18 protein-coding genes and 2 riboswitches are annotated in these 15,502 nt (G+C 39.0%); of the genes, 4 read left to right on the forward strand and 14 right to left on the reverse strand.

The features are described 5' to 3' along the window. Positions 1–226: 226 nt before the first annotated feature. From AC4G3N_RS04705 to gcvT, 4 genes are all read right to left on the reverse strand, one after another. Positions 227–727: a GNAT family N-acetyltransferase gene (locus tag AC4G3N_RS04705; RefSeq protein ID WP_139892643.1), complete on the reverse strand. Its 501-nt coding sequence runs from the start codon at positions 725–727 to the stop codon at positions 227–229. Between the two features lie 121 nt (positions 728–848). Continuing rightward, the gene (gene gcvPB / locus AC4G3N_RS04710; protein ID WP_066105034.1) at positions 849–2,306 is read right to left on the reverse strand and encodes an aminomethyl-transferring glycine dehydrogenase subunit GcvPB; all 1,458 of its coding nucleotides are present in this window, start codon (positions 2,304–2,306) and stop codon (positions 849–851) included. After that, the gene (gene gcvPA / locus AC4G3N_RS04715) at positions 2,299–3,645 is read right to left on the reverse strand and encodes an aminomethyl-transferring glycine dehydrogenase subunit GcvPA (RefSeq protein ID WP_066105037.1); all 1,347 of its coding nucleotides are present in this window, start codon (positions 3,643–3,645) and stop codon (positions 2,299–2,301) included. The genes gcvPB and gcvPA overlap by 8 nt, the downstream gene beginning before the upstream one ends. Further along, the gene (gcvT, locus tag AC4G3N_RS04720; RefSeq protein ID WP_491089823.1) at positions 3,642–4,760 is read right to left on the reverse strand and encodes a glycine cleavage system aminomethyltransferase GcvT; all 1,119 of its coding nucleotides are present in this window, start codon (positions 4,758–4,760) and stop codon (positions 3,642–3,644) included. Before gcvT ends, gcvPA begins: the two co-directional genes overlap by 4 nt. A 176-nt stretch (positions 4,761–4,936) precedes the next feature. Continuing rightward, positions 4,937–5,028, reverse strand: a riboswitch (glycine riboswitch). A 3-nt stretch (positions 5,029–5,031) separates the two neighbouring features. Continuing rightward, positions 5,032–5,122, reverse strand: a riboswitch (glycine riboswitch). A gap of 463 nt (positions 5,123–5,585) precedes the next feature. Between gcvT and AC4G3N_RS04725 the strand changes: the two genes are divergently transcribed. Both AC4G3N_RS04725 and AC4G3N_RS04730 read left to right on the forward strand, forming a co-directional pair. After that, on the forward strand, positions 5,586–7,217 hold the full coding sequence (locus AC4G3N_RS04725; RefSeq protein ID WP_491089880.1) for a DEAD/DEAH box helicase: 1,632 nt from the start codon (positions 5,586–5,588) through the stop codon (positions 7,215–7,217). Further along, positions 7,195–7,989: a YqhG family protein gene (locus AC4G3N_RS04730; RefSeq protein ID WP_148630124.1), complete on the forward strand. Its 795-nt coding sequence runs from the start codon at positions 7,195–7,197 to the stop codon at positions 7,987–7,989. The genes AC4G3N_RS04725 and AC4G3N_RS04730 overlap by 23 nt, the downstream gene beginning before the upstream one ends. Before the next feature lie 145 nt (positions 7,990–8,134). On the opposite strand, the gene AC4G3N_RS04735 is transcribed toward AC4G3N_RS04730, so the two are convergent. The 9 genes from AC4G3N_RS04735 to comGA form a co-directional block, all read right to left on the reverse strand. After that, positions 8,135–8,314: a YqzE family protein gene (locus AC4G3N_RS04735; protein ID WP_491089824.1), complete on the reverse strand. Its 180-nt coding sequence runs from the start codon at positions 8,312–8,314 to the stop codon at positions 8,135–8,137. Between the two features lie 68 nt (positions 8,315–8,382). Continuing rightward, the gene (locus AC4G3N_RS04740; protein WP_066105050.1) at positions 8,383–8,886 is read right to left on the reverse strand and encodes a shikimate kinase; all 504 of its coding nucleotides are present in this window, start codon (positions 8,884–8,886) and stop codon (positions 8,383–8,385) included. Between the two features lie 17 nt (positions 8,887–8,903). Then, entirely contained in the window at positions 8,904–9,317 is a 414-nt protein-coding gene (locus AC4G3N_RS04745; protein ID WP_491089882.1) for a hypothetical protein, read from the reverse strand. After that, on the reverse strand, positions 9,274–9,762 hold the full coding sequence (comGF, locus tag AC4G3N_RS04750) for a competence type IV pilus minor pilin ComGF (protein ID WP_077248063.1): 489 nt from the start codon (positions 9,760–9,762) through the stop codon (positions 9,274–9,276). The genes AC4G3N_RS04745 and comGF overlap by 44 nt, the downstream gene beginning before the upstream one ends. Beyond that, a complete protein-coding gene (locus AC4G3N_RS04755; RefSeq protein ID WP_066105056.1) occupies positions 9,698–9,991 on the reverse strand; it encodes a hypothetical protein in 294 nt (97 codons plus the stop codon). Before AC4G3N_RS04755 ends, comGF begins: the two co-directional genes overlap by 65 nt. A gap of 19 nt (positions 9,992–10,010) precedes the next feature. Then, positions 10,011–10,454, reverse strand: coding sequence for a competence type IV pilus minor pilin ComGD (gene comGD, locus AC4G3N_RS04760; RefSeq protein ID WP_491089825.1), 444 nt, complete (start codon positions 10,452–10,454; stop codon positions 10,011–10,013). A 2-nt stretch (positions 10,455–10,456) separates the two neighbouring features. After that, positions 10,457–10,765 (reverse strand): competence type IV pilus major pilin ComGC, encoded by a 309-nt coding sequence (gene comGC, locus AC4G3N_RS04765; RefSeq protein ID WP_491089826.1) that lies wholly within the window; start codon positions 10,763–10,765, stop codon positions 10,457–10,459. Positions 10,766–10,778: 13 nt separating this feature from the next. Beyond that, positions 10,779–11,819: a competence type IV pilus assembly protein ComGB gene (comGB, locus tag AC4G3N_RS04770; RefSeq protein WP_491089827.1), complete on the reverse strand. Its 1,041-nt coding sequence runs from the start codon at positions 11,817–11,819 to the stop codon at positions 10,779–10,781. Continuing rightward, on the reverse strand, positions 11,809–12,870 hold the full coding sequence (gene comGA, locus AC4G3N_RS04775) for a competence type IV pilus ATPase ComGA (protein ID WP_066105067.1): 1,062 nt from the start codon (positions 12,868–12,870) through the stop codon (positions 11,809–11,811). Before comGA ends, comGB begins: the two co-directional genes overlap by 11 nt. Before the next feature lie 341 nt (positions 12,871–13,211). On the opposite strand from comGA, the gene AC4G3N_RS04780 reads away from it, so the two are divergent. Both AC4G3N_RS04780 and AC4G3N_RS04785 read left to right on the forward strand, forming a co-directional pair. Then, positions 13,212–13,919, forward strand: coding sequence for a helix-turn-helix transcriptional regulator (locus tag AC4G3N_RS04780; RefSeq protein WP_066105070.1), 708 nt, complete (start codon positions 13,212–13,214; stop codon positions 13,917–13,919). Positions 13,920–14,020: 101 nt separating this feature from the next. Next, the gene (locus AC4G3N_RS04785) at positions 14,021–14,263 is read left to right on the forward strand and encodes a DUF2626 domain-containing protein (protein ID WP_066105073.1); all 243 of its coding nucleotides are present in this window, start codon (positions 14,021–14,023) and stop codon (positions 14,261–14,263) included. A 32-nt stretch (positions 14,264–14,295) separates the two neighbouring features. Here the strand turns inward: AC4G3N_RS04785 and AC4G3N_RS04790 are convergent, their stop codons facing one another. Beyond that, positions 14,296–15,417, reverse strand: a complete 1,122-nt coding sequence (locus tag AC4G3N_RS04790; protein ID WP_491089828.1) for a class I SAM-dependent methyltransferase — start codon at positions 15,415–15,417, stop codon at positions 14,296–14,298. Positions 15,418–15,502: the final 85 nt, after the last annotated feature.

Raw genomic sequence — 15,502 nt, forward strand, 5'->3', positions numbered from 1 at the left:
AAAGCTGGTGATTGGTAACTGGAAAAATGTTAACATCCCTTTTTATATGTTCCTCCATTTCTTTTTTTGGGATTGGATGCTGTAGTACAATTTTTCCTATAAAAACATCCGGACTTGATTGTCAATAAGATGATTTCAACTCCTAGATGAGTCCAGTATTGATTTTGTTAAAATAGCCTTTACAAGGCAGATAGTTTTAATGGGAGCCTCATTTGTCTTTTTATTTTTACAGCTCATGTTCTAATACACTATAGAGAATTGAATCACGCCAGCCTTCTCTCATGATCAAATGGTCGCGAATGATTCCTTCCCTAACCATTCCAACTTTCACCAACACCTTTGCTGAACCTATATTTCTTGGGTCACAGGTTGCAAATATACGATGCAGGTTCAGTTCCTTAAATCCAAATTCAATTAACAAAGACGCGACTTCTGTCGCCACTCCTTTTCCCCAATAATCCGGATTAACAATATAGCCAATTTCTCCAGCTTTATTAGTGAAACTTCGTATAGTAAGCTCTCCAGCCCCAATCATATTTCCATTATAAATAATTGCGAAGACAAACCTTGCTCTTGGTTTTTTTGTTGAATCTTCGATTACTTGGCTCACAAATTTTTTCGATTCTTCTTCCGTATTCGGTCCCCAGGGCTGGTACTGACAAACGATATCTTGTGATGCGTATTTATGTACATCAACCCAATCACTACTAATCATTTCTCTCAGCATGATTCTTTCATTTGAAAGGCAGAATATATTTTCGATCGTATTTCCCTCCCTATCCTGAACCACTTCATTCTTCTAAAAAAGCAGCTATCTGGTCATGATAGCTGCTTAAAATTTATTCTTATTAATTTTGATATCTCAATACAGGCTTACGAGCAGCCAGTGCCTCATCCAAACGGCTGATTACCGTTGTATGCGGTGCTTCCTGTACAATTTCCGGATTCTCCTCTGCTTCCCTGGCAATTTGAATCATAGCATCAATAAAGCCATCCAGTGTTTCTTTTGATTCTGTTTCTGTTGGCTCAATCATCATGCATTCTTCCACATTCAAAGGGAAATAAATGGTTGGTGGATGATAGCCAAAGTCTAACAATCTCTTGGCAATATCAAGAGCCCGAACACCAAGTTTCTTCTGACGTTTTCCGCTGATAACAAACTCATGCTTACAGTGCTTATCATATGGGAGATCATAGTACTCTGCCAATCTTCTCATCATATAGTTTGCATTTAAGACAGCATACTCCGTTACTGCCTTCAATCCGTCTGGTCCCATAGACCGAATATACGTATAGGCACGGACATTGATTCCAAAATTTCCATAGTACGGCTTTACTCTGCCAATTGATTGCGGACGATTGTAATCAAGCTGATAGCCATTCTCTTCTTTTACAATAAGCGGTTTTGGTAAGAACGGAATTAACTCCTTCTTAACCCCAACCGGCCCTGAACCTGGCCCACCGCCGCCATGTGGTCCAGTAAATGTCTTATGCAAGTTAAGATGAACAACGTCAAATCCCATATCACCCGGGCGAGCCTTGGATAGTACAGCATTCAGATTGGCACCGTCATAGTATAGTTTTCCACCGGCATCATGAATAATTTCGGCCATCTCGATGATCTGTTCTTCAAAAAGCCCCAGTGTATTCGGATTTGTAAGCATTAAGGCTGCTGTATCTTTCCCTACAACACTCTTCAAATCTTCCAGATCTACTAAACCATCCGGACCTGACTTCACGGTAACAGTTTGCAATCCCGCAACTGTGGCTGAGGCAGGATTCGTACCATGCGCAGAATCAGGAACAATTACTTTTACGCGGTCAAAATCACCATTCGCCTCATGATAGGCACGAATCATCATTAATCCCGTCCACTCTCCATGCGCTCCCGCAGCCGGTTGCAAAGTGACTTCGTCCATACCTGTGATTTCCTTTAGACTTTGCTGCAAATCATACATTAACTCTAAAGAACCCTGTACAGCTTCTGCATCCTGCAGAGGATGAACATGTGCAAATCCATTTAGACGGGCAACATTCTCATTAATTTTCGGATTATATTTCATGGTACAGGAACCGAGCGGATAGAAACCGGAATCGACGCCATGATTTCTTCTCGAAAGTGCCGTGTAATGACGCATGATATCCAACTCGGATACTTCAGGCAGCTTTGGTTCCTCTGTGCGAATGAACTCCTCAGGCAAAAGCTCAGTTAATGCTGACTCCGGAACATCCATTTCCGGCAACGAATAGCCGATACGGCCCGGCTTGGTTTGTTCAAATATTAATGGCTGATCCTGTTTATTCATGGAAATCCCCCAATTCCTGTGCAAATCTATCAATCTCTTCTTTTGTACGCAGCTCCGTCACTGCCACAAGCATATGATTGGTTAAGGCAGGATAATCACAAGCTAAATCATAACCACCAATTATGCCTTTTTGTAGGAGCATTTTATTAGCTGCAGCTACAGAACCATTTAACTTAACAACAAACTCATTGAAAGAAGGTCCTTCAAAGGCAATTTCAAGTCCATTTGCTTTTAATTGCTCCTTTGCATAATGCGCTTTTTGGAGATTTTGAAGCGCCATCTCCTGCACGCCTTTCTTACCTAACGCAGTCATTGCCACAGAGGCTGCGAGAGCATTTAATGCTTGGTTAGAGCAAATATTCGAGGTCGCTTTATCGCGACGAATATGCTGTTCCCTCGCCTGCAAGGTTAATACAAACCCACGCTTCCCATCCTCATCAACCGTTTGGCCAACCAAACGTCCAGGTACTTTTCTTATCAGCTTAGAAGTAACTGCAAAATATCCGCAATGAGGTCCGCCAAATGCAGCCGGGATTCCGAACGGCTGTGCATCCCCTATGACAATATCTGCACCAAAATCACCCGGCGGTTTCAAGACACCAAGTGAAAGTGGGTTACTTGAAACAATTAACATTCCTTTATGTTCATGAACAATTTGTTCAATTTCAGCTAAGTTTTCGATTCGGCCAAAGAAGTTTGGATATTGAGTAATAAAACCAGCTACCTCATCAGTCATCATACCCGCCAATTGTTCTGTATCCGTCACTCCATTTTTACAGGGGACAACTTCAAGCTCAAGATATTGGCCTTTTGCATAAGTGGATAAAACAGCCCGTGATTCCGGGTGCACTGTCTCTGAAACAAGCAGTTTCTTACGACGTGTATGTCCTGCTGAGAGCATGGCTGCCTCGGCCAGAGCAGTTCCCCCATCATACATGGAGGAGTTCGCCACATCCATTCCGGTCAGTTCACAAATCATCGTTTGAAATTCAAAAATAGCCTGCAATTCTCCCTGGGAAATCTCCGGTTGATACGGTGTATAAGCGGTATAAAACTCTGATCTTGAGATAACGTGATCAACGATGACTGGCATGTAATGGTCATATACTCCCGCTCCAAGAAAAGAACTATGGGTCCTGAGATTGGCATTTTTCTCGGCTAGCTCTGTTAATTCTTTCAGAAGTGCTGATTCAGACTTTGCTTTTTTTAGCTTGTATTCACCCTTAAACCTTACTTTTTCAGGTATATCAGAAAATAAGTCATCGATTGATTCTACACCAATCGCTGTTAACATCTGTTCAGTATCCTGCTCTGTCATTGGTAAATAACGATGCTTCATTTTTTTACTCCTCCTGCCTGAGTGCGTTTATAAAATGGAGTACTAACAATTTTCGCCTTTAATCTTTTTCCCCGTATCTCAACCTCGACTACCTCATCAAGGTTAGCGAATTCTACATTAATCAGGACAAGGCCTACGTTTTTCTTTAAGGTTGGGGATTGTGTTCCAGTGGTCACTTCCCCGATGTTTTCATCCTTAACGAAAACCGGGTACCCATGTCTCGGAATACCGCGGTCAATCATTTCGATTCCGACAAGCTTTCTAGGGGCGCTATTTTCCTTCTGTTCCTTTAAAACTTCCTTACCAATAAAATGTTCTTTATCGGTTTTTACAGCGAACCCAATCCCCGCTTCGATAGGTGTAATCTCTGGAGATAACTCTTGGCCATATAAAGGAAGTTTTGCTTCAAACCGAAGCGTATCTCTTGCCCCAAGTCCACATGGAACCAATCCCTTATCCTTACCGAATTCTAAAAGATCTTTCCAAAGCTTCACTGTATCTTCGCTCTTACAGTACAATTCAAATCCATCTTCACCGGTGTAGCCAGTTCTTGAAACAAGTACACTAATGCCATTTATCATGACATCTTCACGAAAAGCAAAGAAACCAATGGTATTGAGATCTACTTCCTCTGCAAGGTTCTGTAATATATCAGCTGCAAGCGGTCCCTGTAATGCCAATTGCCCTATTTGTTCCGATATATTTTTTAGTTCTACATCTTCGCTCGCATGCTTTTTTAACCACTCAAAATCTTTATCAATATTAGATGCGTTCACAACTAACAAATAATCATCTTCACCTTTTTTATAAATAATCAGGTCATCAACCGTTCCGCCATTCTCATAGCACATAGCAGTATACTGTGCCCGGCCCGTTTTCAGCTTACTGACATCGTTGGTCATCATCAGCTGCAAAAATGGTAAAGACCCAGCACCCTTAATCATGAATTCGCCCATATGTGATACATCAAAGAGGCCTGCTTTTGCACGCACTGATTCATGCTCCTGTTTAATGCCTGAAAATTGGACAGGCAGTTCCCAGCCGCCAAAATCAATTGTTTTTCCTCCATACTCCCTGTACACACTGATCAGCGGAGTCTGCTTTAATTCTCCCATCCTTACCCTCCTAAAAAATTCGATTCGTTTTATACGGATACTCTTGCTTGTTATGCCATTTAAACGATTGCTTGTTAACTTATTAAGTAAAACGCCGCTTTTCCACATTTGACCGAAGCGATATATCCTTCAGCGATCCACGAAAAAAAGGACAGAAACCTCCCTTATTAGGGGGGCTCTGTCCTGATACCTGAAAGTTTACCGCCGGGTAACGTACTTCGGCGTTTCCTCTTGGGTGGCTTCACAATAAAGGAAGCGCTCTCCAGAGATGCGTCCAGCAAGAGTCTCTGTACCTGAGAGATTCATGGATTCACCATTTGCTCCTTCGGTGCCGCAAATACGGTCTCTCCCCTTGCCTTCATTCGCTCATATAATTATGTAAATTGGTCATACTAAACAAAAAGCAAGAGATAAGCCGTTTTCTAAATAGTCTTACATTTATATCCTACCATCAACAATTATCAGGTGGCAACATTTACGTTATCTCGATGAATGATTGGAAACTAAAAAAATATCAGTAACACCTCAGCTTTATTGGGGCAAAAAAATTGTTTAGGCGTCACTGAATAAATTCCTTATAATTTTCTGCCATCCGCATAAAGCATTTAATCAGATTTTAGCCGGAGATTAAACTCCTACTATTGTTTAGAAATTAATGACACCACCTATACCTATATAAGGTAAGAGAATTCTATTGAATTTAGTTAAATTACAATCAAGCATTTATCTAACTAGCTTAAATAAAGAAAGTTGGGATTCACATTGAGTTTAACACCAAAGGTCTATTTTGATGAAGATTGGGAAAAGGAGCTTGAGGAAAAGATTATGGAGGATGGCCCCTGGTGCAGCTACTCCCTTTTTAAACTCGGATTGGATGCCGAAAAGCATAATCTGATTCCAGATTTCAACGGCCTCCTTGCACCAAAGCATTTATCAGGATTTACACCTTTAACCCATCAGCTCGAAGCTGCTACCGAAGTCATCGAAAGAATGAATGGTAAAGCCATATTAGCTGATGAAGTAGGTCTTGGTAAAACAATAGAGGCCGGTCTGATCTTAAAGGAATATATGATTCGGGGCCTGGCAAGCAAAATACTAATACTAGTCCCAGCCTCTCTCGTATCTCAATGGGCACAGGAGCTTAATCAGAAGTTTCACATACCAGCTGTCATATACAGAAAGGGGTATGGGTGGGATTCTGAATGTATAATCACTTCCATAGATACTGCTAAACGAGAGCCTCATCGTTCTGCCATACTCGAACAAACCTATGACATTGTCATCATAGATGAAGCTCACAAGTTAAAAAACAATAAAACCAAAAACTATGAGTTTGTACAAAAAGTCCAGAGAAAGTTCTGTCTACTGTTAACGGCAACCCCTATTCAAAACAAGCTAGAAGAAATTTTTTATCTTGTATCATTGCTTAAGCCAGGGCATTTGGGAAGTTATGCCAAATTTAATGAACGCTTTTCTGCTAAGAAACGTTCATTAAAGGATGATGCTTATTTGAAAGAATTGGTTAATATGGTGATGATTCGAAATAAACGTCAGGATACCGGCATTGAATGGACTAAGAGAAAGGTTGAAACCATTTTTATAGATTTCACCGAAAAGGAACAGGCTCTATATGATGGGGTTTCTTCATTTAGGAAAGAATTACCGGAGGGTATCGGGAGTACATTTTCTTCGTTAATCCTTCAGCGTGAAGCATGCAGCAGCAGGGAAGCCGTCTACTTTACGCTAAAAAATATGCTCGATCGAAACCCGGATGCCGGACTAAGCTTTAAGGAAGCCATACATAACCTTATCAACCTGGTCGAACTGGTTGATTGCAATTCAAAAGCGAAAAAAGCACTTGAATTGATTCATTCTATAAAAGATAAGGTTATCATTTTTACCGAGTATCGAGCCACGCAATTATATTTGCAGTGGTTTCTTAAGCAAAATGGAATCACTTCTGTTCCATTCCGCGGCGGATTTAAACGTAGTAAGAAGGACTGGATGAAAGAACTGTTCGAAAAACAAGCACAAGTCTTAATTGCTACAGAAGCAGGTGGAGAAGGAATTAACCTGCAGTTTTGCCATCATATTATAAACTTTGATTTACCTTGGAATCCGATGCGACTGGAACAAAGAATCGGCCGAATTCACAGACTTGGACAAACAGAAGATGTCCGAATCTATAATTTTGCGACCAGGAATACCATTGAGGATCATATTATGAAAATTCTCTACGAAAAAATTCAATTATTTGAACGTGTCGTTGGGGAACTTGATGATATTCTAACGAGGCTGGAGGTTAAGAATCTTGAAGAGCATTTAACTGACATCCTCAATAAATCAAAAACAGAGGGTGAGATGAAGGTTAAAATGGATAATCTCACGTCTTTAATACAGCTTGCTCAAGATCTAAAAAAGGAGATGCCTTCACATGCAGCAACAGGAAATTCTTGAGTTTCTCGTTCAATTTTTCACAGCCAATCAATGCGAAATCATCAATCAAGGGCCAGGTCATCTAACTGTGCAGTTGACAATTGATATGGATAAAGAACTGATGAACCGACCTTTTTATTGGCATTATCTCGAGAAAGTTGGCGGAGTGCCTAATCCGATGAGCTTAACGTTTATCCTCGACAAAGAGGCAGCTCCTCCTGATTTAAAAGGGGAATTCATACATTTTGGATCCCCTCGCCTGCACCAAATATTCGCGTCTGCCCAAAGACTATCGAAGCATATCCGCTTATTTGAGGAGATTAAAGTGACTAGTGGTCAGATGCCTTTATTTCCCTGGTTAGGTGTAAATGTTAATATATCCTATGAATGCGACCGAAAAAAGGATTTATTCTTTTCAATAGGATTGAACCTGATCAACGGTCTTTTTGTAGAAAATTTTATTGATTCAGCTGATAAACTCTCGCTTACACCTAAAATATCTGACTATACATTTACCCTTACACCCATTATTCGTTATCAAAGCGGGTTGCATCGTATCAAAACTTACATCCAAAATAAAATTAATCAGGATGACCATGGGTGGGCTGATGAGGCTCTCGTGCGCTGGAATAAAGACTTGAGTTTGCTGAACCATTTTTATGAGGATAAAAAAGAAGAGGAAACTCACATGTATGACCTTGAAAAAGAAGCATTACGAATGCAATACGAACCCAGAATCCGTGTCAGCATTATAAATGGCGGACTTTTTTATCTTAGCGGTCAGGCTATCTAAAAGAGGTATTTAAAGTTAAGGCTGAATTCTCGCATCAACTAAACAATAGTTTAGAATAAAGCTTAATCTTTGATGAAGATATAAAAATGAATACAAAAAAGCAGTGGGTTGCAAAAAAATCCACTGCTTTTTTAAAGAAACTTTATTACGCCTTACGTTTAAAGAGCATTTCAATTGATAACGGAATGATTCCGAACCAATGGTTCATTAATGGCGGCCGATCATCTCTATGATGACGGCGTTGCTTTTTACGTACTTCCTTTGGCTGCTTCATATACACTAACCACTGAATTGTTAAAAATTTTATATAATCATTTGTTTTCATCGACATTCACCCATCAGAAGTATCTCCATTTATCATGGATGTTATTCATTAATTTCTAAAAAAGATGGCTAGTTTATGGTGATTTTCATTAATATCTCTTCTGTAATCTCCATTTTTGTTTTTCTGTCCGTATGAACCTGTAAATCAGCAGCTAACTTATATAGGTTAACCCTCTTTTGATAAAGCTGCACTATTTGTTCCTCTTTATTTCCGGACAATAAAGGGCGTGATGAGTCAGTCTCGAGCCTTTTTATGATTTCTGTCGGATTGGCATGGAGCCAAATAACGGTTCCCTTTTCCTTCATATATTTCCGGTTGTCTTCCCTAAGAATGATACCCCCGCCTGTCGCAATGATACAATTTTCGATAGGTAATGATTGCAACGCCTGCTGTTCTAGGTCCCTGAATCCATCTTCACCTACTTCATCAAAGAGCTGCGGAATCGACCTTCCTGTACGTTCAACCACCGTCTGATCACTATCATAAAAGGGACAACGCATTTTTTCAGCGAGAGCCCTACCCACAGTCGTTTTCCCAGCTCCCATAAATCCAATTAAATAAATGGCTTTCATCTCGCTCCCCCTAACTCCTAACTATCTATCCATTTCACTACTTTCTTTGCTTCAATTGAGTACGTAATCGTCTCCCGTCTCACCGTATGATCAGTCTGAATATACAATGAGATCTCATAGAACCCTCTCTCAAGCGGTTTTATATGATAGCCTATTCTTCCATTATAATAAATCCATTCCCCTTTTGTCTCAGGAACACTATCATCATCAAGCATTAAGATTGCAGCATGTGTACCCGTATCACCCAGATAGGTGGTAATTAACCATTCGGTTTGATACTTATGATAATTCACTTCCTGAGCCATATTTCCTATCGAATACATACAAATGATAAAAATAACCGAAAAAAACAATAAAGCAACAGGCATAAATATCCCACGTTCATTTTTAAGAAGGTTCAAATTTGTATCGTTTGAACAGCCGTTTTTCATACATATCACCATTTATAAGAGTCACAGATATGATCAGTGACTCTCCTTCTTTTTTAACATGAAAGCTCTTAATATCTTGAAGGACCATTTCATGCCCAGCGCCATCCACTCGCCTTCTTACCATATTGTTATAGACTTCATATGTTATTTCTTCTCCACTTTTATCAAGTAAAAGGACATTGCTTTTAGGTACTCCAAAGTCTTTTGTCTTTTGAAATTCTCGTTCCAATTGACGTATAAAGATATTCCATTCCATCCTTGTATTTGTGTTCGTATCCCTGACATGCCAGTCTGTTATACTGGCAAGTGCACTCGTCATAAAGACACTTAATAACGAAAATAAACCAAGAGCAAATAATATCTCTACCAAAGTAAAGCCATCATCTTTCAGGCAGCTTTTCATACACTTTCTGTAATTTATCCTTTGAGTTGCTATACTCTGCATAATAAACGTTCCCTTCAAGATAAAAAGTATAGGCTTTCCCCTCAATCTCTGCTTGTCCAGTAAACAGTGGACGGCCGTTTATCTGATATTCATTTAAATTTTCAAACAATCTATTAAGAGCGGCTTCCTCCATTCTTAAGTCATTCTTTAGCGTAATGCTTTCCATATATGCCGGAAGCAATAAACAGCAGCATAAGATAAGTATTCCAAACGAAATCAGCAGGTCCAAGATAGCATATCCATGCTCTTTATACTTTTGATATATAAAATCTCCCCCTCCCTAATTGAAAGACAAGCTTGTATATCGTTTTACCATTTTTATCGGTTAAATAGATTGTTGTTGGATTTTGGATATTTCCTGCTGGAATATAGGTAATTGGCACATTGCCAACTTTTTTAAACTTGATTGATTCGGCCTTCTGAGTCGAAATAATATGACTGTTTGTTTTGTATGAGTAAGCTGAATATTCATTTTGGTCAGTTACAAATCTTAGTAAGACATAGGTATTATTTTCCATCGCATAGACCTGAGCATAGTAAATATCCTTCTCCAGTTGATTTAAAAATGCCTGCTGTTCATACGTTTCAAACATTTTACTTGTAACCGCACTTGCTATAGTCAGCATTAACGTCAGACATCCAAGTACAATCAATACCTCTACTAGCGTAAACCCTTTTTCATTCTTTTCCATTTTTATTGTTCCTGAAGAGTTACAGTCCCATCATCCGAAATCACCGCAGTTTTTCCCTCCGGACATTTAACATCCTCTCTTAAAAAACCAGAAGAGATAAGCTTTTCCATCGTCGGAAGCGTACCTTCCTTTAATTTATAAGCTTGTACCTGTCCCTCAACCATCTTTACGTATGCCTCGCATCCCTTGCTATTAACTGCTTCCTGGTTTTTCATTACATTGGGTACTGTAATAATCAATAGAACTGATATAACCAGCATGACAATCAGCATCTCAATCAAGGTAAAACCTTGTTCATTTTTGTATTTCATCAAAAACACCTTCCTATATCGTATTCATCAATGAAATCATTGGCATTAAGATTGCCAAATACAGAAGGATCACTAAAATGGCAACAAGGCCAAACATTAATGGTTGAACCACCTTTATATATTTTTCAGTCTGTATCTCCATCTCATTTAACAGATATCTGCTGTAGTAAAGAAGTTCTTCTCCTAATAAACTATTTTTTTGCCCATGGCTGATTACTCGCTCAAAATCATTCATAAAGATTGTTAGATTCCCACTAATGCTTTCCAATGAATCTCCCTCCTGAAGACTTTTAATCATGTGATGGGTTATTTCCTTAACTAAGCTTTTTGGATCCTGCTGGCTCATAATCGTTAACGCATCAATAATCGAAATACCACCCTTTAATAATGAGCCCAGCTGCATAGAGAAATAATACGTCGTGGAAAGCTTTCTAAACGAACGCAATAACGGAATTTTATTCATCAGTAATTCCTGTTTTATTTTGGATAGTTTTTTTAAATAATAGTGGTATATAAACAAATGCATGGTTAGGAGCACAATGATAAAAAATGGAAGATTGTTAACGAGGGTTGCCAGTAAAACGGATAGCTTTAAGAATATATTTGATTCCTGCCCTGCGCCCTGATACATACTTGAGAATTTGGGCAACAAATAATTTGTAAATACTTGCAGTAAGGTAAATGTAAAAACGAGTAGGAAGACTGGGTAATACAATAAATTTTTTAGTTTTGCGCGATCCTCACTTTTCTTAAGCCATATTTCCCCTCCATTCTGCAAGGATTTGGATAGCTGTCCGTGTTTTTCACCGTAGGATACTAAACCAACGAGCTCTTGTTCAAAATCCAGCCATTCTAAAAAATCCCTAAAAGTATGGCCATCTTTCAATAGTTCCAAAGCATCCTTAATTTCTTCTCGATATTTCTTTTTTCCATGAATAAGAGAAAATTCAATACCCTCATAAAGAGTAAAGCCATTCTCCAATAAATCGCCCAATTCCTGAAGAAATCTCGCCTGATCCCTGCAAGACCATCGGGACTTTAGATTACTCCTCATGCACCCACCTCTCATACTCTTTTTGATCCACAAATCCATAGGCAACAGCCTTGCTGATGAGAGAAGATAATTCCGGATAATGAAAGTTCACATCATCTCCCTCCATCTCTGCCCAAACCTTCGCCAATTCATTGCCATAAATCATTTCATGCACACTTACCCGCCCTCTGCTCTTTTCCATAAGGCAGTACGGTGAGCATTCACCCTTACAAAAAGGACAGTGCAATTCCAATAATCTTTGGGAGGTTACACCTAAAAGAGTTTGCTTTGCCTCCTCCTTGTCTATCCCAAATTCCAAAAGCCTTCTAACTGCACCCAATACATCACTGGCATGCATCGTAGTTAAGATTAAGTGGCCTGTTAAAGCGGCGCGCACCGCTATTCTGGCCGTTTCAGCATCCCTGATTTCTCCAATCATGATAATATCGGGATCGTGGCGCAGGGCAGCTTTCAAGCCTACTGAATAACTGATACCGGCTTTTTCATTAATCTGGACTTGAATGGCATCATCGGACTGATGTTCAACAGGATCTTCCAGTGTAATAATATTTCGGTTAACGGTATTTTTGGCATGATGGAGCATGGAATATAAAGTTGTAGTTTTACCACTTCCAGTCGGTCCACAGATGATCATTAATCCATGGGAATGTTTAAGCATGGAAATTAACGTAGTTGACATTTTTGGAAATAAGGAGATTTCTTCGATTGGGAGAGTTTGTAAACTTGGAATAATACGAATGACGAGAGATTCAGAGTATGGGGTAGGCAAGGTGGATAATCGGAGACCAATCCATTTATTTGAAACAAACATCGTTAAGGCCCCTGACTGAGGACGTCTTTTTTCTCCTATATCCATGCCGGCCATAAATTTAAAATGAGAGATGAGTCGTTGGGCCCTGTCTCTTTGGTAACTGCCTTCTGAAAATAAGCGATTGTGAATCCGATAGTAAAGATGGGTTTTCTTGCGTTGGGGAACAATGTGGATATCTGAGGCTTTGAATTTTACTGCTTCTGTTACAACTTTTTCAGCTAACTTATCGATGGTGAGCAATTCTCGTTTCACCTCCTTATATGTTACTCTCTTATGTTATTAGACATTAATTTTTCAATCCCTGCTGGCATAACGAAAGTTTCAAAATCTGTCACAATTCGTCGTTAATTTGGGTAATTTTTCATAATCATGAAATATTTCATCCCTTTTATTCTGTTAACATATTTACAGATTAATTTTAAAATTAAGATAGTAATATATACATGTTAAATATTGATTTATCAAAATGTGGCTAAATTACAACATATGTTTCCAAAGAGTCAGAATAGCCAAGAACAGCATATCAATGCTTGATTGACTGTATTATAATGGAACTATTAAGGAGCGCGAGGTGGACCACAATGGACCAAACATTAAAAATTACCAATGTATTATCAGATCCGACCAGATACTATATTTATCAGCATATAGCTAAAAGGCACAGCGAGGTGACGGTACAGGAAATTGCGGATATATTTGAGATTCACCCCAATGTTGCGCGTTTACATTTAACAAAGCTCGAAGATGTAAATATGCTTGTTTCTGAAACTAAGAAAACAGGAAAAGGTGGAAGACCAAGCAGATTATATAGATTATCAGATGATGTCATACAATTAAACTTCCCTTACCGCGATTACCAACTGCTTGCAAAAATAGCCCTTCAGACAATGTTCTCACTGGGAGAAGCAGGGAAGGAAGCGTTATTCAATACCGGAAGATTATTTGGGAAAGATTTGGCTGAACAGCATATGAAAGGAATTGGAGAAAGTCAGGACAGCCTGTCTTTCGACCACAAACTCTCTATCATAAAAGATGCATCGACTACTGCTGGATTCTATCCGGAATTCATAACAGCTGAGGATCATTCAACCATTTTCTTTAGAATACACAACTGTCCTTTTAAAGAAATTGCCTTTGAGCAAAAAGAAGCCGTATGCGGAATGCATTATGAGTTTTTACGCGGTATGTTCAGCGTCCTTTTTGATTCAATCGAATTAATAGAAGAGGAAAATATGTTTGATCATGCAGGTTGCCAAGCTTGCACATACAAGATGCTTGCCGGAAATTAATCACACAATTCAGTCATCCTATTTTAAGATAGTTTACATTCTTTAACAATATCCTTATAATAGTAGTGATGGAATTATAAGGGGATAAGGGAGGTTAAGGAATGGACAGAATGTTCAGAGTATGTGGTTTCTGGACTGGAATTATGGCAGTCATGTTCTTTGTTGGCGGTATGCATACTACATCACTCATCTTTTTCGGTCAAACTGGTTTCTTTGTTATTTTAAGCTATTTAAAATTGTCTGAAAGAATGTACTTATATGTTTTCGGTGCTTATTTAACAGTTTTCTTTGCAGGGTTCACCTATTGGACAACGTTCATGATGACTCCTGGAGCGGGACATTAATTTACAGTAAAACCTTGATTGAGCTGGAGCAATCAAGGTTTTTTTATATTCTTAGATTGAACTAAAACACTGAAACTATCACTAATCCAGTCTCCCAGAACTAACTGTTTGATTTGTCTGTTGCGCCTGGCGACAGGAGAAAAAGGATCTGCATCCGCATGTGGAACCAGCTCATCCAATATCCCTTCCTCTAATAAAAATGACTGTTGTCCTCCCCAGTACTCTAGATCAAGCCCTCTTCTCTTCCCTTCACATTTAAGCAATGAAAAATTGACGGTACTCGTTATATCTGTTTCTCCTGGATTTTCGAGAATTGAGCCAATTAATTGATGGTCCTTAAATCCTCTTAAGGTACCGTTTTTTCGAGCAGGTATATAGAAATCCTCCATATCCATTCCATAATCTATTGTCATAAGGTATCCGCTCTTTATTTTGTCGACAATTTGCTCATAGGCAAGCATCATTGGACATGGCACCTCTATTCGATTGATAAACTCCGGAATACCCAACTTCTCTATAACGGCTAAAATCCTCTGATTATTGAGATTTCTGGCGGTTTCAAATAGCTCTCCATTCTTTACTGTGACGCCTGCTTCTTTCCACTGATTTTTATCTTTAATCAAAACACGGACCGGAAAAGCATCAAAAAATTCATTTGAAAAAATGAAACCTTCTATTAGTGGCATATCCTTGATAGAATCTAACAAACGAATTCTATGATCCTTTGCCGCCGTATCTAAAATCAATTCTCGATGATAGGCACTGGATTCAACAATATAATAAATTGCATTAGATGCCAGCTCTGGGTTGTACAGTTCCAATCCTCTCAAAAAATCACATGCCATCTTCCCGGTGCCACCGCCAAGCTCACATATAGCGGGAGGCAGGTCAGATTCAATTAGCTTCCTTCCTGCCCATTTACCTATAAATTCACCAAAGACAGGGGACATACTCACCGAAGTATAGAAATCACCGCTACTTCCAATTTTATCTTTTCTCCGTTGGTAATAGCCATATTCAGGATGATACAATGCCAACTCTATATATTTGTCATACGGTAAAAATAAATCTTCTGTTTCCTCAATGGACCGAATGATTATATCTTTCATAAATTCACCCAATTTTGTAAATATTTCCACAACGGGCATTGACATCACATTATCCCTATTGTAAATTTATGGTATAACTTAAAATGGCCCCTCCCATTTTATAGGAAATACCCCCTGACCCTCCTTATCT

This window comes from Bacillus sp. z50, from assembly GCF_058313585.1.